General features: G+C 43.6%; 19 protein-coding genes. 6 read left to right on the forward strand and 13 right to left on the reverse strand.

Annotated features, from left to right (window positions below; translation table 11 throughout):
• The first annotated feature begins 2 nt into the window (after window positions 1-2).
• Complete coding sequence (gene queC / locus L1D55_RS08075) at window positions 3-698, forward strand: 7-cyano-7-deazaguanine synthase QueC (protein WP_239917082.1); 696 nt, start codon at window positions 3-5, stop codon at window positions 696-698.
• Here queC and L1D55_RS08080 read toward each other — a convergent pair.
• The 4 genes from L1D55_RS08080 to L1D55_RS08095 all read right to left on the reverse strand — a co-directional run bounded on the left by L1D55_RS08080 (window position 658) and on the right by L1D55_RS08095 (window position 5265).
• The gene (locus L1D55_RS08080) at window positions 658-2691 is read right to left on the reverse strand and encodes a diguanylate cyclase (protein ID WP_239917083.1); all 2034 of its coding nucleotides are present in this window, start codon (window positions 2689-2691) and stop codon (window positions 658-660) included. The genes queC and L1D55_RS08080 overlap by 41 nt on opposite strands.
• 163 nt (window positions 2692-2854) lie before the next feature.
• Entirely contained in the window at window positions 2855-3205 is a 351-nt protein-coding gene (locus tag L1D55_RS08085) for a DUF2750 domain-containing protein (protein WP_239917084.1), read from the reverse strand.
• Window positions 3206-3340: 135 nt separating this feature from the next.
• Complete coding sequence (locus L1D55_RS08090) at window positions 3341-3958, reverse strand: OmpA family protein (RefSeq protein ID WP_239917085.1); 618 nt, start codon at window positions 3956-3958, stop codon at window positions 3341-3343.
• Entirely contained in the window at window positions 3958-5265 is a 1308-nt protein-coding gene (locus L1D55_RS08095) for a TolC family outer membrane protein (protein WP_239917086.1), read from the reverse strand. The genes L1D55_RS08090 and L1D55_RS08095 overlap by 1 nt, the downstream gene beginning before the upstream one ends.
• A gap of 286 nt (window positions 5266-5551) precedes the next feature.
• On the opposite strand from L1D55_RS08095, the gene L1D55_RS08100 reads away from it, so the two are divergent.
• The 3 genes from L1D55_RS08100 to L1D55_RS08110 are packed head-to-tail and all read left to right on the forward strand — an operon-like array spanning window position 5552 to window position 11840.
• A complete protein-coding gene (locus L1D55_RS08100) occupies window positions 5552-6361 on the forward strand; it encodes an Ig-like domain-containing protein (protein WP_239917087.1) in 810 nt (269 codons plus the stop codon).
• Window positions 6291-11261, forward strand: coding sequence for a tandem-95 repeat protein (locus L1D55_RS08105; RefSeq protein WP_239917088.1), 4971 nt, complete (start codon window positions 6291-6293; stop codon window positions 11259-11261). Before L1D55_RS08100 ends, L1D55_RS08105 begins: the two co-directional genes overlap by 71 nt.
• Before the next feature lie 48 nt (window positions 11262-11309).
• Complete coding sequence (locus tag L1D55_RS08110) at window positions 11310-11840, forward strand: type I secretion C-terminal target domain-containing protein (protein ID WP_239917089.1); 531 nt, start codon at window positions 11310-11312, stop codon at window positions 11838-11840.
• Between the two features lie 141 nt (window positions 11841-11981).
• On the opposite strand, the gene L1D55_RS08115 is transcribed toward L1D55_RS08110, so the two are convergent.
• Together L1D55_RS08115 and L1D55_RS08120 are read right to left on the reverse strand one after the other, a co-directional pair.
• Complete coding sequence (locus tag L1D55_RS08115; RefSeq protein WP_239917090.1) at window positions 11982-13175, reverse strand: class I SAM-dependent methyltransferase; 1194 nt, start codon at window positions 13173-13175, stop codon at window positions 11982-11984.
• A 150-nt stretch (window positions 13176-13325) separates the two neighbouring features.
• On the reverse strand, window positions 13326-14729 hold the full coding sequence (locus L1D55_RS08120; RefSeq protein WP_239917091.1) for a methyl-accepting chemotaxis protein: 1404 nt from the start codon (window positions 14727-14729) through the stop codon (window positions 13326-13328).
• An 88-nt stretch (window positions 14730-14817) separates the two neighbouring features.
• On the opposite strand from L1D55_RS08120, the gene yccX reads away from it, so the two are divergent.
• Window positions 14818-15105 carry an acylphosphatase gene (gene yccX / locus L1D55_RS08125; protein WP_008223500.1) on the forward strand — a complete coding sequence of 96 codons (288 nt, stop codon included), beginning with the start codon at window positions 14818-14820 and terminating at the stop codon, window positions 15103-15105.
• Window positions 15106-15149: 44 nt separating this feature from the next.
• Here yccX and L1D55_RS08130 read toward each other — a convergent pair whose 3' ends face one another.
• The 6 genes from L1D55_RS08130 to L1D55_RS08155 all read right to left on the reverse strand — a co-directional run bounded on the left by L1D55_RS08130 (window position 15150) and on the right by L1D55_RS08155 (window position 20867).
• Window positions 15150-15479: a TusE/DsrC/DsvC family sulfur relay protein gene (locus L1D55_RS08130; protein WP_008223499.1), complete on the reverse strand. Its 330-nt coding sequence runs from the start codon at window positions 15477-15479 to the stop codon at window positions 15150-15152.
• Window positions 15480-15639: 160 nt separating this feature from the next.
• On the reverse strand, window positions 15640-16305 hold the full coding sequence (locus L1D55_RS08135; RefSeq protein ID WP_128160481.1) for a Bax inhibitor-1/YccA family protein: 666 nt from the start codon (window positions 16303-16305) through the stop codon (window positions 15640-15642).
• Between the two features lie 294 nt (window positions 16306-16599).
• Window positions 16600-17364 (reverse strand): amino acid ABC transporter ATP-binding protein, encoded by a 765-nt coding sequence (locus L1D55_RS08140; protein ID WP_004742336.1) that lies wholly within the window; start codon window positions 17362-17364, stop codon window positions 16600-16602.
• 22 nt (window positions 17365-17386) lie between these two features.
• Window positions 17387-18484 (reverse strand): amino acid ABC transporter permease, encoded by a 1098-nt coding sequence (locus L1D55_RS08145; protein ID WP_239917092.1) that lies wholly within the window; start codon window positions 18482-18484, stop codon window positions 17387-17389.
• 1 nt (window position 18485) lies between these two features.
• Window positions 18486-19691, reverse strand: a complete 1206-nt coding sequence (locus L1D55_RS08150) for an amino acid ABC transporter permease (RefSeq protein ID WP_239917093.1) — start codon at window positions 19689-19691, stop codon at window positions 18486-18488.
• Window positions 19692-19838: 147 nt separating this feature from the next.
• Window positions 19839-20867, reverse strand: coding sequence for an amino acid ABC transporter substrate-binding protein (locus tag L1D55_RS08155; protein WP_004742333.1), 1029 nt, complete (start codon window positions 20865-20867; stop codon window positions 19839-19841).
• Window positions 20868-21348: 481 nt separating this feature from the next.
• Here L1D55_RS08155 and L1D55_RS08160 point away from each other — a divergent pair, with 481 nt between their 5' ends.
• Entirely contained in the window at window positions 21349-22290 is a 942-nt protein-coding gene (locus L1D55_RS08160; protein WP_105057191.1) for a bifunctional precorrin-2 dehydrogenase/sirohydrochlorin ferrochelatase, read from the forward strand.
• A 186-nt stretch (window positions 22291-22476) separates the two neighbouring features.
• Here L1D55_RS08160 and L1D55_RS08165 read toward each other — a convergent pair whose 3' ends face one another.
• A complete protein-coding gene (locus tag L1D55_RS08165; RefSeq protein WP_004742331.1) occupies window positions 22477-22959 on the reverse strand; it encodes a YajQ family cyclic di-GMP-binding protein in 483 nt (160 codons plus the stop codon).
• Between the last annotated feature and the right edge of the window lie 8 nt (window positions 22960-22967).

Consider the following 22967-nt stretch of genomic DNA (forward strand, 5'->3'; position numbering starts at 1 on the left):
AAATGAAAAAAGCAGTTGTAGTATTTAGTGGTGGTCAAGACTCAACCACATGTCTAGTTCAAGCATTAAAAGAGTATGATGAAGTTCATGCTATTACGTTTGACTATGGCCAGCGTCATAGACTAGAGATTGAAGTCGCTGAATCATTGGCTAAAGAGTTAGGCGTGAAGGCGCACAAAGTGATGGATGTGACTCTATTAAATGAGCTAGCTATCAGCTCTTTAACTCGTGACGATATTCCTGTTTCTCATGAACTGCAAGAGAACGGATTGCCGAATTCGTTTGTACCTGGTCGTAACATTCTGTTCTTAACACTTGCTGGTATCTACGCGTATCAAATTGGCGCAGAAACGGTGATTACTGGCGTCTGCGAGACGGATTTCTCTGGCTACCCTGATTGTCGTAATGACTTTGTAAAAGCGATGAACTCTGCGTTAGTGCAAGGTATGGACAAGCAGCTGGATATTAAAACGCCATTAATGTGGCTAAACAAGGCTGAAACTTGGGCCTTGGCTGATCAATACTCAGCACTTGAGCTTGTACGTAGTAAAACCCTGACTTGTTACAACGGTATCATCGGCGATGGCTGTGGCGATTGCCCGGCATGTGAACTGAGAAAAGTTGGCCTCAATGACTACCTGGGTGATCGCGAATCTATTATGGCTGAACTGGTTCGTAAGCAGGCTGAGAATAAATAATCTCAGGCAGGTCAATGGGGTCGTTATACGCATCAATAATGCAGTTTCGGCCGTTACTTTTTGCCTGATATAGAGCTTGGTCAAGCACTGAATAGAGCTCATCGAAGTCACTTAATGCGTTTGAGGTTGCTAAGTAAGCAAAACTCGCGGTTACATTAAGTGGCTTTTTACTTTCTGATAGAAAAACGGTGCTTGAGATTACATAGTGTAACTCTTCGACTCGTTCTCTTACTTCCGATGGAGTGGTGTCTGTCAGCATTATTACAAACTCTTCACCACCTAAACGACCAAACAACTCTCCACTCATCAAGTGCTTTCTGATTTGTCTGCTAATGTGGATGAGTGCTCTGTCCCCAGTTGGGTGACCATGTTCATCATTGATTTTCTTAAACTTATCTAGGTCTAATAAGATTAGAACATGCTGCTTATTTGTTTCTTGAGAACGCTTGACCCGTTTAATTCGTCTTATGATTTCAGTTCTGTTGTACGCTTTGGTCATAGCGTCAATCGCAGCTTTTGAGCGAATTGTTTTATTCGCGAACACCATAAAACTCGCACCACACAACAAGAGAATTACAATGATGTTGTAAACCCAGCGTTGGCGCTCCATTTTCTCGATATGAAGGCGGTCAATGTTCGCTTGGTGAAGCAATAAGGAGCTCTCTAGTTCTTGTTCATATTTGGTATGGGCAATATCGAGCGCCTCTAGTGCGAGCCGGTTGTCTGTATCTCGCGCTTCCATCTGAATGGATGAATATCGTTGATAATAGATAAACGCTTGTTGGTAATCATTAAGCGCTTTGTGTACTTCAGATAATTGAAGCAGAGCTTGAGCTGTGTATTTGTGTCTTGATACCTGTTCCGCTAGCCTCAAAGCTTGTTCGGCATAATTAAGTGCCTCAGCCATCAGCTTCTTCTCTTCGAACATATCACTGACTGCCAAATAAGCATTGATACGAATGCCATCATTGCTCAACTCATTGGCAGCCTCGAGTGACTCTATTAAATAGCTTCGTGCCAAATCATAATCTTGTGTCTGTGTATAAGCTTTACCTAACCCTAAGCTAGTGAGTGCAATGCCGTAGTTATGTGATGATTCTCTTAGTAATTTCTGCGCTTTTTCGAAATGATGAATCGCTAAGTCGCTTTGGCTTTGACTTAAATAGAGATCAGCAAGGCTGTGATGAACCTGAGCCTTCATTATGCCGGAAGCATCGGCTCTTAGGGCAAGAGCTTCCTCTAGGTATTGAGTTGATTTTTCATACTGCTTTAGCTCTTTGAGTAAGTTACCAATATCATTGTAAACTCCGGAGATATCATGTCCTTTTGGAAATGCCTTGATCAAAGAGAGATAGGTATTTAACGCTGTATGGTAGTCACTACGAAAATGATGATTGTTAGCAATGACCCGATAAGTAATGAACTTGGGCAGCACAGGATCGATGGCATCATGTAAGTCGGATTCAAGCCCTGAGCAATAGTAGTTTGCTTGGTGATATTTAGCTTGTTCGTTTAGGGAGCGACATAATTGGTACTTGAGCAGTGCTTTGCCGGTTGAATCGCTACGAGATTGCATTTTTGCTAACAGCATCAGGAAGCGTTGTTGTGCGAGCTCATACTGTCCTTGACTGTCTTCAACGAGCGCGGCAACAAACGCTTGCTCTATGGCTTGATATTCACTGTCATTAGATGCAATCCCATAAAATGGTTGATCTCGCTCGCTCATGTATTGATATAACCGACCTGAAAGGTAGAGTTTTTCTCCATACGAGTTTGTACTCATGTAGCGTGTTTGAAGCATGGTAAGTGCACGGGAAGGAGAGTGACTCAATGTCGTGAGATAGAGTGCATTCCAATCAGCATTTGGAGTGTCGATACCAGCCGTATTTGGCAAAGGGATAGATGAGTCTGAAGAGTGACTTGGAGTGACTGGTTGGCAGTGGGTTGCAAAGCTAACCAAGAATATAAAGCTAAGGAAAATCGAACGAGTCACAAGTAACTATCAATCAGGATAAAGAACGATATTCTATGATTAGTTTGATCTTGCTTCAAATTATGAGGGGTGTTTGTGAGAGATATTGCGAACTAGATCTCTAATTTATTCAGTTTTATCAGAGAGATATTGGCCGCACGATTCGTACGGCCGATACTTGAAATTAGATGTATAATTTCGCTAGGTCAGAAGGCTCAAGCTCTTTGCCTTCTAGAGATTCGTTCCAGTTAACACCTACTAGTACGCCATCTTCAGCAAGAGTTAGTAGCCAATCTTCTACAAAGATGTCTAGCGGGATTTCTAGTACTTCAAAGTCAGCCCACTCTTCAACGTTGTGAGTTTTAGCATCTTCTTTTGAAGACCAGAAAGGCATCACTTCGCTGTTTTCGAATTCACTTGAGTCACATGCTAGCCAACCTTCTTCGTTGCGAAGGCCCCATACCAGTTTAGTTTCTTGTGTTTCAGAAACGAAAAGTTCTAGATTTGCTTGAGTATCAGCTGTTAGTTTGCTCATGGATTAATTCTCTATGTTGATAACGTGGCAAGATTAACATTATAGACGGCTTAGGTACATGCTATTCAAGGAATTATCATCGCACTGAAACGTTAACTTAAGATAACGTTTCAGTACGGTTAGGTCCGACGATAGTTACTTCTTAATCTTAGTAAATATGTGCCATTCTTCTTTGATATTTCCTTTAAACCCGGCCACAGCAGCAACGACTTTACGGTGAAGTGCGTGGTTGATTTCGGTGTCATTGCTACTGAACTCAACATCACCATGGCCAACGATGTTGACTCTAGAAGGTTGAATGCCGTTGCTGATAAGTGCACGTCTAACGTTAGCAGCACGCTCTTTTGACAACTTTAGATTATGTTCAGCATTACCTACTTTACTTGCGTAACCTTGCAATTCAATAGTGGTGCTTTCGTAACGCTTCAAAAAGGCAGCCATCTGGCGTATCTGGTTAAGGAAAGCTGGGTTAATTTCTGTAGAGTTATTAGCGAAGAGTATATGGAGCTCTTTCTTCTCCGACGACTCGAAATATGAACCACAACCGTCGTTATCTATTTCTGCACCAATCTGCGTATCAGCACACAGATCACGCGCATTGATAACGCCATCGTTGTCGTCATCTTGCAGATCGTAAATTTGAGTGACAGGCGGAAGCGCACGATACTCAAATTCATCCTCATTGTTGTCAGCTAAAGCATGGGTAGATACAACCATGAAGCAAAGCGATAAAACTGTGTTTGTTAGCTTCATTAATATTCCACCTTTTCATTCCATTCTTCAGGGATCTCAACTCGTAAGCCGGTAAGTAGATTACCAGTTGCGTTCATCACGCGATATTTTGCGTATTGCTCATCATACTTGGCATCCAAATAGCCTTTACGAGCTTCAAACAATTCATTCTCGGTGTTGAGCAAATCGAGAAGGGTACGCTTACCGATGCGATACTGCTTCTCATAGGAGATAACGGTATCTGATGCTGAGTCTACGTGATCAGATAGGAACTCTTTTTGTTGAACAGTGAGGTCAAGCGCACCCCAAGAAAGGCGTAAACTCTCTTCGACATTGCGATAAGTGCTTTCACGGAGATCTTTGGCTTTATTCAGTTGGTAGGCAGCGCTCTCAGCGCGGTCTTGATCTGAACCTCCGTTATAAAGGTTGTACCTTAAGCGAACCATTGCAGAGAACTCATCACTACTGCCTTCTGTACCACCGGCATCATCACGCCAGGTTTGAGCGGCTTCAAAAGACACAGTTGGGTAGTTAGTGCTTTTCGATTGCTTATATTGAAATTTTGCAGAGTCAACGTCGGCTTGCGCTATCTTTATTACTGGGTGTTGATTGAATGCTTTTGCCAGTGCGCCATCGATTGTGTATGGAATGGCGCCCGCATCAGCACGAGGGAAAGTGAGTCCTAGTGGAGATTGACCAACAAGTCGCTTGAATTGAGTATGGGTATCAAACAGGTTATTTTGAGCTGCGAGTAGGTTGCCATGTGCTTTTGCAATACGAGCTTCTACCTGAGACATATCTGCTGTCGAGCCAATCCCAGATTCGACGCGTTTGCGAATGTCGCTGTATATCTCTTTGTGCGTAGCTAGGTTGCTTTCAGAAAGTGATAGCACTTCATAGGCCTTCACTGCGTCGAGGTAGACCTTAGTTACTTCTAATGCGATGTCTTGAGCGTTAGATAACAGCTGGTAGCGTACAGACTCAGCATCAGCTGCTGTGCGGTCGATATCATTCGATGTATTAGCACCGTCCCATATTAGTTGGGTTAGTGTAATCGTTGCTTCTTTACGAGTCAGATCGGTTGTATCGGCATTCGTGGCAAGGTCAGTGTGTTCATATCCTATGCCACCGTCTAAATCGATACTAGGTCGGTAGGCTCCACCAGAAGCGTCGTTTAGGTAACGCTTACTAATGTATTCGTTGTAAGCACTTTTGATCTCAGGGTTACTTTCTAAAGTAAATGCTACGGCCTGTTCTAAGGTTTGTGCACTAGCAGGCAAGCTTAATGCTATTGCTAATCCTAATGTTGTTGCTTGAGTGCAATTCAATTTCCATCTCCCCAAATGGACTGGCACCAAAATCTGAGCTTTATTATAGAAAGACACAAAATTTAGGTGAACCGCCAAAAAAATAACGTTCGCTCTAGAAGCTGCCGTAAATGGTTGTAAATTTGTTAACCGATCGCTGTGCGTTTTATGTTGTTTTTGGGCACTTGAATCTTATATTAATATTCTCATTATCTTTCTCTAACACAATAACTTATATTGATGTTTTAAGCACCTGAATTGTCACTATTTTGACGTTGACAACAAAAGATGGATTTTAGGGGTTAATATGGACATTACAACATTGAATCTAGGCGGTGCATTGGCACTAGGCCAGCGCATCGTTATTTCAATAGATGGCACGATTAAAGTCCTAGAAGAAGGCGAACCACTTCAGGCGGGAGATGTCATTCTTGAATCTCTAAATGAATCAAATAGCCCTGATGTATCCGTGAAGCGCTTCTCACCAGAAGACGGTGAGGTTGAACTAGACCAAGATATTGCGAACATTTTTGAGGCTCTTGAAGAAGGGCAGGATCCCGCTGAATTGGGTGAAGAATTCGCAACTGCTGCCGGTCAAAATGGTTCAAGTTTAGGCACCAGTGGTACCATTGAGCGAGATGGTGAAGAAACTATCCCTGATACCGAATTCGTGACCGAAGGCTTTGAAGCGTTGGGCATGTCTCGTACCCAAAGTTTAAGTCTTCTTGATGCCTATCGCTCTATCTCAGAATCTTCAACTCAATCAAATAGCGCCCCTCTATTTACAGATTCCAACAATGTCGTTGTTGGAGATACTGTCACGTTCACAACGGATGAAGATACCCCTGTAAGCGGTACATTAAGTGCTTCTGACGACGATGATGACGCTCTTACGTTTAGCTTGTCACAATCTCCCGACAACGGTTCAGTTGCTTTAAACAGTGACGGAAGCTGGACTTACACTCCAAACGACGACTTCAATGGTAATGATAGTTTCTCTGTTGTGGTATCCGATGGCCAAGGTGGTACTGACACGATCACCGTAAATGTTGGTGTTAACCCAACCAACATTTACGGTGATCATCACAGACGCCAATGGCAATCCACTTGGCGATAGTGTTTCTGCAACTACCGACGAAGATACTCCAGTTAGCGGAAGCTTATCCGCATCAGACACTGATGGTGATTCATTAAACTTCTCTAAAGGCACTGATCCATCCAACGGTACAGTTGTTGTCGATGAAGACGGCAACTGGACCTACACACCCAATGAAAATTACAACGGTAGCGATAGCTTCACAGTTGTTGTTACCGACGGAAATGGTGGAACAGATACAATTATTGTGAATGTTGGTGTGACATCTGTTAATGACACACCAACGCTAGTTGATAGCAATGGCGACCCGCTAGGTGACAGTGTTGCGGTCATGACCGAGGAAGATACGCCAGTCAGCGGGTCTCTCTCTGCATCTGATAGCGACAATGACTCATTAAGTTTCTCAAAAGGCAGCGATCCATCTAATGGTTTAGTGACCGTTGATGAAACCGGCAACTGGACCTACAAACCAAACGCAGACTACAACGGCAGCGATAGCTTCACAGTCATCGTCACTGACGGCCAAGGCGGTACGGATACACTGACGGTGAATGTTACTGTGACGTTGGTGAACGATCCACTGAACATCACCGTGGAGAGCACGCCAGCGCTGACGGAAGACTCTGTATTAGCAGGCACGACCGTGGCGACGCTGTCGGCGACGGACGAAGACGGTGGCAACATCAAGTTCAGCATCACTGACGACACCAACGGCTTCTTCAACATCGATGAAGACACGGGCGTGGTGACGCTGACGCCAGCGGGCGCGGACCATGTGAACGCGGGCAATGACCTACCAAACTTCAACGTGCACGTAGAGAGCACCACGGGCAACACGTCAGAGAACAACATCGACGTGAACCCAGCGGACACGACGGACGTGAACGACAAACCAACAGCATCAGACTTCTCAGTGACTCTAGACAACCAAGATGAGGCGTTCTTTACGTTTGATGGTGGTCAGTCTGGTACTCAAGATAACGTTAGCGATGAGGAAGATGACGCTTCTGGCACATCTATTGATGTGAAGATTCTTGAAGAACCTCTATTTGGTAACCTTTACGATGTTAGCGGTGGCGGTAAAGTACTAATTAAAGCTGGGGATATCATCAGTAGCGATGCTCAAATTGAATACGAGCAAGATCAGAATGCTGTCGATAACTTGGATTTCGTTGCTAGTACTTTCCAAAATCAAGTAGGGAATGGCACTTCTAGCGTTAGTTATTTACAAAGTGATTCCAACGATCCACAGAGCGGTGTGGTTATTAGTGCGGGGCTCTATAACGGAGCGTCTCCGGTTGGTAACAATATTAGTAGCACACCTAGCTATCTCGTTTACGATGGTAGCGGTCAAGAGGACGGTTTTGGTGTCTCTCAAAGTGCTAACGCGAATAGCGGCGAACTTGATGTTATCAACGGTGGTGCTCAGGAATATATTTCAATTGATTACTCTGCTACTGGCGCGTCAATCACTGAGGCTAATATCGACTTCGGTAGTGTTTATGAAAACTACAATGCTAATAACAGTGCCGGTGGTCGAATTGAAGTCATTGCCCTTGATGAAAGTGGTAATGTTGTTGGAACTTTCTACTTCGATAGCGATGAGTCTGGTGAAAATGGACTTACCATCGATAGTAACGGGAATGCCACAGTTAACATCCAAGTCGACGGCGGGTTTACCGAATTAAGAGTGTTCACTACTCAGGACGGCTCTGATAACCCTAATAAAAACTCCAATATCACGCTCAAAGGTGTTGATGTAGTTAGTGCTGAACTTTCTGAAGAAATTGACTATCAGTCAGTGGACTCTAGCGGTTTGGTTAGTGATGAAGTTGCTCAATTGACAATTGTGTCAGGTGATACTGACTTAGCACCAGTTGCTCAGAACGATACTGTGTCTGTATTCGGTGGTTTATCAGGTTACTACTACAGTTCAAATGACAGCGTTAATGGCAACATCGACTCTGTACAAGACGCGTTAGATGTTATCGCAGGTAAAGATGCTGACCTTACATTTGAAGCAAAAGACATAAACTATACGTTGAACGGAAATAACAGCGGCTTAAGTTCTCAAAGTCAGTTTGAAGACTTCTTGAATAACGATTCTGGCTCTGTTGAAGGTACAGTTGGTGCACACACTGACGGCGTCGTTCAAATGAGTGGCTCTGTTTATCTAGAAGCCGGTGATTATGCGTTTAAAGTTACTGCTGATGATGGTTACACTATCTTAATTGATGGAGTAGCGGTTGCTACAGTTGATCAGAACCAGTCGTCGACAACTACTATGCATGATTCATTTACGATTGATAGCGATGGTTATCACTCCATTGAAATCGTTTACTGGGACCAAGGTGGTGCCGCTAACTTAGATATCAATCTTGGTACCGTTGACGGCAATGGTAATTACAACAATGGTGAGCATGACCTAAATGATTTCCCATTGATTGGTGACGTTCTGTCTGTACGAGAGGGTGAAACTTTAACTGTAGATTCTTCACTGCTGCTTGCCAACGATTATGATCCAAACACAGGTGACACCTTTACGATTGTCGCGGATGGATTTAGTTCAGCCGATGGAACAGTGTCATACGATCAAAACAGCGGGGAGATTTCTTTCACGCCGAATAGTAATGTGACGGGTAGTGCGTCCTTCATATATACCATTGTTGATAGCTCAGGCTTGACTAGTAGTGCAACGGTAACAACGACAGTTGCACCAATTAGTAATGGTTTATCGGTTTCTGCGAACTTAACCAGCGTAAGTGGAAATGTTGCTGACTCCATCGTTGCAGGCATTGAATCTAGTTTGGTGAGCGCTACTGTAGATTCAACAGCAGATGGCGATGACAATCACCTTCAGACAACAAGTGGTGCTTGGGTTGAAGCTCTTGACGGTAATGACACAGTCGTTTACGGCAGCGGGGATCATATGCAGGTACGCGGTGGAGAGGGTGAAGACGTCATTATCGGAAATGATGGTACATCCACTGTTGTAACTGAAAACCTACAAGGCGGTGATGGCAGTGACATTTTGGTTGGCGGTATAGACGCATCAACAAGCATTAATCTTCTGGGGGATGATACTGGAGAGTCTGGTGATGACGTACTCATTTCTCGTAGTCCAACGACAAGCACAGCATACTATGGTGGTTCAGGCAATGATGTTGCTTATCTAACAGGCCAAAGCACTGACTACACCTTTAGTACAGTGGGAGCTCCAGATTTCCGTTTAACTCATACCGGGACAGGTAATGCAAATCACGACTTCTATAGCATCGAGACGTTGTATTTCTCTGACGGTAAGTTTGAAGTTCAAAGCGGCACTTTAGTTAAAGTTGCTGAGGTTTATGAACTTAACATTGATATCGATCTGTATGACAACGACGGCAGCGAGCAAGTAAGTTCACTGATCGTTAGTGATGTACCTGCAGATGTAACACTCTCCACCGGTACTAAACAAGCTGACGGAACTTGGGTGATTGATCCTGCTGAACTCGATGACGACGGCAAGTTAACAGTCATCGTTGAAGCACCAGTCGATACAGCGCCAGTTCTAACTGTTACAGCAGGTGCTTACGAAGTTGATGACCAAGGGCAAGCAGCTGACTCGGAAGTATTTGCTGATACTCAAACTGGTGTGGCAATTGCACCTAGCTCAGGTAGTGAAAACGGAGATAACACGATCACTGGCTTTAGCGGTGATGATGTGTTGTTCGGTGATATTGGGGGTGTTGTTGATAATTCTGTCGCGCCAACTAACTACAATATTGCATTAGTTGTTGATACATCAGGAAGTATGAGTGATGCACTCAATAGTAGCAGTAATCAATCTAAGTTAGATGTGGTTAAAGCATCGCTCATTGCTATGTTGGCTGATATCGCATCGCATCCAGGTGTTATTAATCTGGCGCTAATTGGTTTTGCAGCGAGTGCGAGTATAGAAATAGACTTACAGAACTTAGAAGAGTCAGACTTGGAGCAGACAGTTAACTCGGCGATCAATGCTTTGACTGCGGATGGTGCAACTAATTACGAGGCTGCGTTTGATTCCGCTAAAGATTGGTTTGAGGACGACGACCAGCCATCAAGTTACGAAAACCTAACGTTCTTCTTAACTGATGGGAAACCAACTGTATCGAATAGTTCTAACAGCAGTGGCTCTACTACTCAGTTTGATGAGTTTGCCGACTCTGTTACTGCTTTCGATGAGTTAGCGGATGTATCGAAAGTTAGAACTATTGGTATCGGGGATGGAATTGATTCTGAAATACTAGAACATTTCGTTAGTGACAATGGCTCCTCGTACACGTATTCGTCAACTACAACGCAACTTGCAAACTTTAGCTCTAGTACTGGCGAAGCTTGGAGCCTTGATAACTTTACGGTTTCCGGCGGTACAGCAGTACTGACTGATTCGCGTATCTTGTTGACGGATCCAAACGATACTTCTAGTTCAGCGTCGATGACCAGCCCTGAGTTTACAGTTGCTGACGGCGAAGCGTCAGTACTGACATTCGATGCGTCTCAGGGGAGCTATTTCGGTGGCGGCGATGTGTTTAGCTGGAGTGTTCAGAAATTTGACGAACAAACTCAATCATGGGTAAGTGTCTCATCTGGAAGCAGTACAGGCTCGATTGAAACAGATCTACTTCATGAAGGTAAGTACCAGTTAGTACTCTCGGTTTACGAAGACCAAAGTGGATACACTGCAGACGTATACCTAGACAACTTTGTAATTAAGACAGTAACAAGTACGACAGGTGATGTTGAAATCGTTCAATCAAGCCAAGGCCTAGATGCTGCACTTGAGGAAGGTAGTAACGAAATCACGCTACTGCCTGTAGGTAATGATCATCTAAGCGGCGGTGCAGGCAATGATATCTTATTTGGCGATGCTATTAACACTGATGGCTCGCCATGAACTGAAAGTGGTCTTGTTCGCCCAGATTCGTTGCCTGATGGCTCGGGTATGGAAGCACTGACGACGTTCTTGCAGATGTTGAATGGCGCAGAACCTACAGAAATGGAAATCTATGAATATGTTAAAGATAACCATGAGCTGTTTAATGCCGATAGTGACACTCGAGGTGGAGACGATACCGTTGCCGGTGGGCTAGGTGATGACATCCTTTATGGCCAAGGTGGTGACGATACACTGATTGGTGGATTGGGTGATGACATTCTAACTGGTGGTGAAGGGGAGGATATCTTTAAGTGGGTAGACATGGACGATGGTTCTTCCGACACTATTACTGATTTCAGTGTGGCAGATGGAGACAAGCTTGACCTATCTGAGCTGTTGGCTGACCTTGAGACAGATGATATTAATGCTCTGCTAAACAACATCGAAGATTCGATCACTGATAACGGTAATGGCGGCTCAGCACTGACCATTGATAAAGGTGGCGAGTCTATGACAATTGAGTTTAACAATGTCACTTCATCAGAGTTAACAGATTATCTATTTAATCAAGATGGTTTGAAATACACTGATAGCTAATGTTCATTGAAGCTCATTAGATAACAAAAGGGTCACCAAACGGTGACCCTTTTTACTTCTTAATCTTTAACGAGATATGTAACGCTTAAAGAACTAAAGAACTAAAGAACTAAAGAACTAAAGAACTAAAGAACTAAAGAACTAAAGAACTTTACACGCAAAACCTTTTAGGTAGAAACCTTCCGGGTAGGCTGTGTCTGTCAGGTGATCTGCAGCTTGTTCGAAGCGCTCGACAAACTTAACTGTGCGACCAGCATCGATAGCAGCATCGGCAATGATTTTTTGGAACAGGTCAGTGCCCATTAAGCCAGAACACGAGTAAGTAAGTAGTGTGCCACCAGGCTTAAGGATCTGCATTGCTAGCATGTTTACATCTTTGTAGCCGTTCGCACCTGATGTTAGGTTGTTTTTGCTAGAAACGAACTTTGGTGGATCCATGATCACAACATCGAATTTGGTGCCTTGGTCACGGTATTCACGCAGAAGTTTAAATACGTCAGCATTCAAGAACACCGCGCGTTTTTTTGAAATATCGAATTCATTTAATTCAGCGTTTTGCTTAGCTGTGTCTAAAGCAAGCTGTGAAACGTCGGCGTTGATAACACGCTTTGCTTCGCCTTTTAGTGCGTACAGACCAAAGCCACCAGTGTAAGAGAAGCAGTTCAAGACTTCTTTGTCTTTGACGTACTTCATTGATTCTTTACGGCTGTCACGTTGGTCTAGATAGAAACCTGTTTTGTGGCCTTCAACGATATTTACGCTGATTTTTACGCCGTTCTCTTCGATTACAACTGATTTAGGTGGTTCTTCACCATGCAGAACACCGACAGTTTGTTCTAGTCCTTCTTTTTTACGAACCGCCACATCTGAACGCTCGTAAATGTTGCAGTCTGGGAAGCATTCGATTAGAGCTTCTACCAATACGCTTTTGTTGAATTCAGCACCTGCGCTGAGAAGTTGGCAAACCAAGTAGTCTTGATACTTATCGATGGTAATACCTGGTAAGCCGTCTGATTCCGCAGCGGTCAGGCGGTAGCCCGTTAGGCCATCACGTTCAATGATGTCTTCACGTAATGATTGTGCGTCTTGAATTCGTTTTATGAAGAACGCTTTGTTGATTTCTTCTTTTTCAAATGTCCAAACACGTGCTCGAATTTGAGAAGATGGTGAGTAAGCAGCCTTCGCTAACCACTGACCATTGTGAGCATATACGTCTACCGTTTCACCCTGTTTTGGCTCGCCCTCGACTTTATCGATGCCGCGTGAAAATACCCATGGGTGTTTACGGCGTAATGATTTGTCACGGCCTTTCGCTAGATGAATAGAAGGAGTCATAATTTACTCTGTTTGTTGAATTTGAAGGAGGGGTATTGTCGGGGAAGTGCAAGTGAAAAGCAAATAAGAAAGGGCTGCGTGAGCAGCCCTTGTCATTATTTTAATCAGATAGATAGCAATATTCGAAATACTGCCTTTGAAGGACCAAGATTATGCCTTAAGACCTGTCAACAAGCCTTCCATGGTATCGCTTTGCTTACGAAGTTGGTCAACATTAGAATTACTCTTGCTAATCATTTCACAGATGCTATCTGATTGGTGACGAATCTCTTCGACGCTTTGTGCAATGTTGTCAGCAACAACACCTTGCTCTTCAGCTGCCGTCGCGATTTGAGTACTACTATCAGAAATTGATTGGTTCTTTTCAGCGAGTGAGCCGATCTCAATATTCACTTCAGACATCAATGTTTGCCCTTCATTAGCGTTGTTCACCGTTACTTCCATTAGCTTTGTCAGCGACTGACTGTTACGTTGTAATGATTCAATCATACTTTGGATCTCAACCGTTGCTTGTTGAGTTCGACCAGCAAGTGCACGAACTTCATCGGCAACAACCGCAAAACCGCGGCCTTGTTCACCCGCACGAGCAGCCTCGATAGCAGCGTTTAATGCAAGTAGGTTGGTCTGCTCTGAAATACCATTGATGGTTGTCACTACTTCATCAATTTGCGCCGCGTTTGCGTCCAGCTCTTCAACGGCTTGTGATGCAGATTGAATCTCTTGAGATAGGTTAGAGATAGATTCCAGCGTGTTTGAAACCTTAACTTGGCCACTTTGTGCAACACCACGAGCATCCATAGTTTGTGAGCTCGATGCGTGAGCTAGGGTTGCTACCTCACGAATTGTCGCAGCCATTTGCTCTGTTGCGCTTGCTAAGCTGTTCAAGTGCTCTTGCTGATTGCCTGAGATATCTGAGCTTTGTTGCGTCGACTGATTTAGGTCAGAACTGATTTGCTGCATGAGTGCCACAGATTCTTGAATCGAAAGCACCATGTTTTGCTCACGTTCCGCCACCTTGTCGATAGTAATTGCGATTTCGCTAAACTCATCACGAACAGGGAAATAGTTCATACGACAAGTTAGGTCACCATTCGCGAGTGTGCTCAGAGCTTTGTTCATAGAGAACATTGCTCCGCCAATGAAAGTCATGATGTAGTAAACACCAAGTGCGATCAAAGTTAGGGTTACCGCAATGATGGATATCTGTGTTGCTGAGAGCGCAGACCATAGGTTTTGGTCGTGGTTAGCAACCAAACTAAATGCACCATTCATAACTGAAACAGAGCCTGCGCCATAACCAAGGGAGATAGTTTCTGAGCTATTAACCAGTTGCGCAACTTGTTCTTTGGTGAGTTGACCAGCTTCGATAAGCCCCTTCATTAAGAGCAATTCTTCTTGATAAAGGTGTGCTAGTAATGAATCTGCTGCACTATCTAAAACGAGAGTTAATATAACAAGAGCGAGAAGGGGTAATAAAAAGAGGAGATAAAACTTTTCTTGGATTTTTAGGTGAATGAGGTATTTATCAATCCAACGAAATGGGATTTCTTTCATAATCGTTATACTCGAAGTAAGTCCACCAATAAGCGGTGAATGAATAGAGTCTCAACTATATCATTCATATAATTTATGAGGCAACGTTATGAAAAATTCACAATCTATATTTGTCGTGTCAGGCGTAGTTCAGTGTGTTGGCTTCCGTTATCACACCAGCAGAGAAGCGCAGAAGCTTGCCATTTCAGGGTATGCCAAGAACTTAAATGATGGTCGAGTTGAAGTGTTGGCTGTTGGCGAAAGTGGCCAGGTAGACAAGCTTTACCAATGGTTGCAAGTAGGTCCTGCGAGCGCAACGGTAGATAATGTGGTTAAGCAAAGGTTGGGAGAAGGTGAAAAGCGCAATGTGCGTGTTGGGGAGTTCCAAATACTGTAGCTAACAGGCCACAGTATTTGATTGAGATAGTCAGTAACCTGTTGTTACAGACACTTTGCTGGTTTAGGTAAGCCTGCGAGTTTAGTCGCTTGTTTCGCCGGGCCTTTTTTGAATAATTTGAACAGGTATTTACTGTTGCCTTTTTCAGGACCGTGGGCTTTTTCCATCGCTTTAACAAGCATGCGAACAGCTGGAGAAGTGTTGAACTCTTCGTAAAAGCTCCTTACAAAATGCACGACTTCTAGGTGTGCTTCCGTAAGCTCAATGGCTTCGTCTTGTGCAAGAATTTCAATCATACCTTCTTCCCATTGTGTGTAATCCAATAGGTAGCCTTGAGCGTCGGTTTCGATTTGCTTGCCGTTATATTCAAACATGTTTAGTCCAGAATCCAATTAACTATTTGGATAGGGTACATGACCAAGTTTACCTTTCTCAATAGATATCGTAGTGATCTTGATAAATATTGATCCTATAGATACAAAAAAGCCCAAGAGATAGGCTCTTGGGCTAGATATTCTTCAATTAGGCGATTGATTAGTCGTCGCTGCCCATGATGCCTAGGATGCTTAGTAGGCTGATGAAGATGTTGTAGATTGATACGTATAGGCTAACTGTCGCAGAGATGTAGTTGGTTTCACCGCCACGGATGATGTTTTGCGTTGTTAGCAAAATAACACCAGTCGAGAACAGGATGAACATACCGCTCATTGCTAATGACAGAAGTGGCATTTGTAGGAAGATATTTGCAACCATACCTACAAGTAACACGACGAAACCTGCTAGTAGCATACCGTTAAGGAAAGATAGGTCACGCTTAGTAGTAAGAGCGTAAGCCGATGCACCCATAAATGCTAATGCCGTGCCACCTAGAGCAGTTAGGATAACATCACCCATGCCTGCGCCAACGTACATGTTTAAGATTGGACCGATGGTGTAGCCTAGGAAACCTGTGAACAGGAACGTAAAGACTAGACCCATGCTGTTGTCACGGTTCTTTTCTGTTAGGAAAAGTAGGCCGTAGAAACCAACTAGCATCATGATAAGACCAGGGCGAGGAAGGTTCATCGCCATAGATACGCCTGCTACAACAGCAGACCAAAGTAGTGTCATAGACAGTAGTGCGTAGGTATTACGCAACACTTTATTGGTTTGCAGAGCACTTTCTTGAGATGCTGTGCGCGAAAACATAGGGCTGTTCATAATCTTCCTCGTAAGGTGACTTCAATAGTTATTAGTACATTTATGGGGCTGAAAGTTCGAAAAATCAAGTCTTACAGTCCACTTGTATACTTAAAATAATAATCAAAATAACTGGTTAAGTATTTCTGAAGGTGTAACAAAGTATGTCTTATACAGATATCAAAGTACCACGGATACCCGATGTTTAACCTTTATACTTGCGTTACCTATTTATATCCTTCTATAAACCAACTATCAATTTGAAAAATAAAAAGGCGACCTAAGCCGCCTCTCTTAATTATGCATCATAACACATTAATGGTGTAAGATTTGACTCAAGAAGTTTTGCGTTCTGTCCGATTGCGGATTTTCAAAGAAGTCGACAGGGTTGTTCTCTTCAATGATTTCCCCGGCATCCATGAAGATAACTCTATCGGCCACCTCCTTAGCAAAGCCCATCTCGTGCGTTACACAAAGCATGGTCATGCCTTCTTCTGCCAGCTCAACCATAACATCTAGAACTTCACGAACCATTTCTGGATCGAGCGCTGAGGTTGGTTCATCAAACAGCATGACTTGTGGGTTCATACATAGAGAACGTGCAATCGCTACACGCTGTTGCTGACCACCAGAAAGCTGACCTGGGAACTTGTCTGCTTGCTCTGGTATCTTTACACGTTCTAGGTATTTCATCGCAATCGCTTCAGCTTCTTCTTTCGGCATCTTTTTCACCCAGATAGGGGCTAGGGTGCAGTTCTCTAGTACCGTAAGGTGGGGAAATAGATTGAAGTGCTGGAAACACATGCCAACGTCACGACGAACGGCTTCGATGTTTTTTAGATCTTCAGTCAGCTCATTGCCAGACACAAAGATGTGTCCTTTCTGATGCTCTTCCAGTCTATTGATACAGCGAATCATCGTTGATTTACCTGAGCCAGAAGGGCCACAGATAACGATTTTCTCGCCTTTTTTAACTTCTAAGTTGATGTTCTTAAGAACGTGGAACTCACCGTACCACTTGTTCATGTCTTTAAGTTCAATCATCAACTCTTGCGATTCTGGGTTTAGTTGTTGCGTCATAATACGTCCTTGATCTTATTAACTATCGTTTGTGACCGGTGTGAAGTCTGTTTTCTAGCCATATCGAGTATCTCGACATGCCAAAACAGAACACCCAGAACACTAACGCGACAAATACATAACTTTCTGTTGCGAAGCCTAACCACTCAGGGTCCGTGTTCGCCGCTTGACCAATACCCAGTACATCGAACATACCGATGATAAGTACCAGACTGGTATCTTTGAACAAGCCAATGAATGTGTTCACGATTGAAGGGATTGTGATTTTCAGCGCTTGAGGAAGAATAATCAGCCCCATCTTTTTCCAATAGGTTAAGCCAAGTGCATCTGCAGCTTCGTATTGACCTTTAGGAATAGCTTGCAGGCCACCACGAATTACCTCGGCCATATAAGCGGCGCTGAATAGAACCACACCTACCAGCGCACGGAATAACTTATCGGTCTCAGAGCCCGCAGTAAGGAATAGTGGCAGCATTACAGATGCCATGAACAGCACCGTAATCAGGGGAACACCGCGCCAAATTTCGATGTACACAGTACAAATACTACGGATGATTGGCATTTCAGATCGACGGCCAAGCGCCAATGCGACACCAATCGGTAGTGACACAACGATACCCACTAACGCAATGATAAGCGTAACAAGTAGACCACCCCATTTGTGCGTATCAACAACTTCCAATCCCAATACACCGCCATATAGCAAGCCAGCAATGATGAATGGGTAGATGTTTACGAAGAATAACCAAATCCAAGTGCGTTTCGGTGTTTTCTCGTAGGCTAATAGCGCGACAAAGATAGCCAATGTTGCGTAGAAAAGGCGAGGGCGCCACAGTTCAGTTTCAGGGTAGAAGCCATACATGAACTGATCCCAACGAACGCTGATGAACACCCAGCAAGCCCCTTCGCTAGTACAGGCATCACGAGTTGTTCCGACCCAGTCTGCATTTAGGAAAGCCCAATCGAATGTTGTCCAGAGTAGTGAGAAAGCGATGTAACCTAGAACAACGGTAACGATACTGTTGATTGGCCCATTAAAGAGATTCTTTCTTAACCAACCGACGACACCAACGGTATTAGCGGGAGGTGGAAGATCCGGTTGAAATTGATGTGTGCTCATATTATCTCTCCACCAATGCTACTTTACGGTTATAGATATTCATTAACGCAGAGGTCAATAAGCTTAGCGTTAGGTATACACCCATGGTCATGGCAATAATCTCGATTGCTTGACCTGTTTGGTTGAGAGTCGTACCTGCAAACACAGAAACTAAGTCAGGGTAGCCAATAGCCATTGCTAACGAAGAGTTCTTAGTGAGGTTTAAGTATTGGCTGGTTAGCGGTGGAATGATGATTCGCAGCGCTTGAGGAATAATAACCAGTTTTAATGTGCGAGCTCGAGGAAGACCTAGAGACATCGCAGCTTCTGTTTGACCGTGGCTAACCGCATTAATACCAGAACGTACGATCTCTGCGATAAACGATGCCGTATAGATGCTCAAGGCCAATACAAGAGCGGCCAATTCAGGGATGATGCTGATACCACCTCTAAAGTTAAAGCCTTTCAACTCTGGATATTCCGCCGAGATTGGCATGCCAAGAACAAAGTAGACAACCAGAGGTAGACCAACGATTAAGCTCAATGCGATTCGAAGCATTGGGGTTTGTTGCCCCGTCAGTTTCTGTTTGTTGTTAGCCCAAATATTAATGATGATGGTGGCAATGATGCCAACAATTAACGCGCCGATAACGAAGCTGCTTCCTTGTTCAAGAATAGGAGCAGGTAGGTAAAGGCCACGCACATTTAGGAAGATAGCTTCACCCAAACTGAGACTTTGTCTTGCCGATGGGAGAGCTTGAAGAACCGCGAAATACCAAAAGAAGATTTGAAGTAGTAGTGGGATATTTCGGAAGATTTCAATGTATACCGCTGCAAAACGGCTCACTAACCAGTTAGATGACAGTCGAGCGACGCCCATAGTGAAACCAAGTACCGTGGCTAGAATAATACCTAGTACCGATACCAAAGCGGTGTTTAATAAGCCGACAACGAAAGTTCTACCATATGAGAAGGTTTCGTCATACTCGACGAGGGTAAGGCCGATACCAAAACCCGCCTCTTGACTCAAAAAGTCAAAACCAGTGGCGATGCCTCGGGCTTCCAGATTGGTAAGGGCGTTGTTTACGATAGTATAGAAGAAGGCGCCAAGTGCTCCGATGGCGATGATCTGGAAAACAACAGATCGAAAAGTCGGGTTGTATAACAGGTTAGCACTTTTAGCTTCGGGCTTTTCCTGGGAAGGAGTAAGAGTGTTGTTAGGTTTCATACTGCAATAACCTCAAATCCATTTAATATTTAGGGCGGAAAAACCGCCCTAAATCGTGTTACTCAATTATTCATTTTTCGGGTTGTTGCTATCGAGTTAAAAGGCTTGATAGCAACGTTTACGAACAAGTAATCACGTCGTGTGCTATTAACGGATTGGTGGAGCGTACATAAAGCCGCCCGCATTCCATAACGCATTTACACCACGATCGATTTGAAGTGGAGAACCTGTACCAACAGTACGCTCGAAACTCTCACCGTAGTTACCAACTTGCTTGATGATTTGGTAACCCCAGTCGTCACGAATGCCAAGACCTTTACCTTTAGGACCGTCTACACCAAGAATACGCTTGATGTTTGGATCTTTTGACTTAAGCATTTCGTCAGCATTTTTAGAAGAGATACCGTACTCTTCAGCATTAACCATTGCTGAAAGTGTCCACTTAGCAACGTTGAACCATTTGTCATCGTCTTGACGAACAACTGGACCTAGAGGCTCTTTAGAGATAATTTCAGGAAGTACTTGTGCAGATTTTGGATCAGCTAGGTTTAAGCGAAGTGCGTATAGACCAGATTGGTCAGTCGTTAGCACATCACAACGACCCGCGTCGAAACCTTTAGATGTTTGTGCTGCTGTATCAAATACCACTGGCTTGTAAGACATGCCGTTGTTACGGAAGTAATCGGCTAGGTTTAGCTCAGTCGTTGTACCTGATTGAACACATACAGAAGCGCCATCAAGCTCTAGAGCGCTGGTTAGGCCAAGATCTTTCTTAACCATGAAGCCTTGACCATCGTAGTAGTTAACGCCTACGAAGTTCAGACCTAGAGCCGTGTCACGATGCAGTGTCCATGTTGTGTTACGAGACAGTACGTCGATTTCGCCAGATTGAAGCGCAGTGAAACGCTCTTTTGCTGTTAGAGGTACATACTTAACTTTAGTCTTGTCACCGAGTACAGCCGCTGCAAGAGCTTGACAATACTCAACATCGATTCCTTCCCATTCACCTTTTGAGTTTGGGTTAGAGAACCCTGGAAGACCTGTACTTACACCACAAGTTAAGAAGCCTTGAGATGTGACTTTGTCCAGAGTGCTTTCTGCCGCTGATGCTGATGTTGCCATCATCGCAGTTGATGCAGCTACTACTGAAGCAAGAAGTGTTAGTTTATTTGTCATTTGTATCCTTCCTTGTTAACCAGGTGACACCTGATACTCGTGCTCATTTGAGTTTTTCTATATGTGTTGCGTTTTCTATGACCTTGTTGTTCAAATCAAACGAGTTGCATTTTGCAAATGAAACTGTGTGCGATTTAATCAACTGTTTATAAGGTTAGGAAAGGATCTGTAGTTTCACAAATGTATAATTTAAAAAGATTTTTGAATGAAATTACAAATCCGAACACATTTAGAATGACCAAATGTTAACTGAATGTAAATAGTGCAAAGGTTCACACTGTTGGTGCAACAAGATTTAGATTTTTATATTGATAATCGACTAGATAAAAATCCTGAATGAATCTCACACTGGTGAAAGATTAAACTTAAAAAAGATTGAAATTTGGTCAATAAATATTTTTATTGCACTTCGATAGTTATTAATATGCTCCAAATTTGGTAGCATGGTTGAATAGTTATTGAAGTCATCTCAAGGAAGAACATGCGTTATTTCCCAATGTTTTTGGATGTAGAGAATAAGCCTATTCTCGTGGTCGGTGGGGGTGAGGTTGCTTGCCGTAAAGTGGACAGCTTGCTGAGAGCCGGCGCCGATGTCACTTTAGTGTCTCCCAAGGTAGCACCTTACTTACAACAGCTTGTTGATGAGAACAAACTTCACTGGGTGCAAAATTTTTACTCGTCACAAATCATCTCTAAAGAATACCTTCAAGTATGGGCTACTACAGACAACCCTAGCTTGAATCATCAAGTGTATAATGATGCAAAGAAACTGGGTATTTTAGTCAACGTGGTTGATGATTTGCCATACTGCGACTTCATTACACCTTCAATGATAAATCGTGGAAGAATCCAAATTGCGATCTCCAGTGGTGGTGCATCACCTGTTTTGGTGAGAAATATTAGAGAAAAACTCGAAACAGTATTACCTCAGAATATCGGTCTTCTCGCTGACTTTGGTGCATCAAAACGCAACTCGATCAAAGAGTCGTTTCCTACCGTCGATGAACGTCGCAAGTTTTGGGAGCGCTTTTTATCATCCAGTTTTATCGAGCAGGTAACGGATAGAGAGCAATTAGAAGCGCATTACCAACAAGCGCTGACAGAAGGCGTTGATAGCGAAGGGCAGGTAACTTGGATCGAATTTGAACAAGATGTCGAGTTGTTGTCCATGAAGGCGTTACGCTTAATGCAGGAAGCTGAATTGGTACTGGCTCCCACAGAGTGCCCATTTGAATACGTGGACCTGTGTCGTCGTGATGCAGAAAGAGAAAGCTATGCTAATAGCGGAGAGCTCTCGACTAAGCTTGAGCAAGCAAAAGCTGAAAACTTAAGAGTATGTGTGTTCATCCCACCAGCGAGTGTTGAATTTAACCTCTTGGTAGGAAAAGACTTGAAGCTCTCTTCTGCCAAGGTTCTAAGCTGAAGCTAATAAGCATGGCACTTATAGAAGTCATATCCGTCTAGGGATTGTCATTGCTGCTTAGGGATATGCTTAACGAAACAGCCAGATAAATAAAAAGCCACTTCGCAGGAAGTGGCTTTTTGCTATTTCAAACACAAATTGTGACTAGGATAGAGCAACGGATAAACGTGGTTGCTCAAATCCCAATTAGTCGCGGAAGTTATCGAATTGGAAAGGTTGACCAAGTTCACCGTTACGAACCAATGCCATAACAGCTTGTAGATCGTCACGTTTCTTACCTGTTACACGTACTTTTTCACCTTGAATAGACGCTTGAACCTTAATCTTGTTGTCTTTAATTAGCTTAACGATTTTCTTTGCAACATCAGTTTCGATACCTTGCTTAAAGATAACCGTTTGGTGCCAAGTGCGACCTGTTTGATCTGCTGCTTTTGCTTCCATCGCGTTAGGATCAACATTACGCTTCGTTAGGTTGCTACGAAGAATATCGCGCATTTGCTTAAGCTGGAAATCGTCTTGAGCAGTCAGTTTTACCGACTCATCTTTGTAGTCAAAGCTTGCGTCAACACCGCGGAAATCGAAACGAGTCGATAGTTCACGGTTAGCATTGTCTACAGCGTTACGTAGTTCTACTGCTTCTACTTCAGAGATAATGTCAAATGATGGCATTGTGTTAT

The sequence above is a fragment of the Vibrio sp. Isolate22 genome (assembly GCF_022398115.1).
Taxonomy (GTDB): Bacteria; Pseudomonadota; Gammaproteobacteria; order Enterobacterales; family Vibrionaceae; genus Vibrio.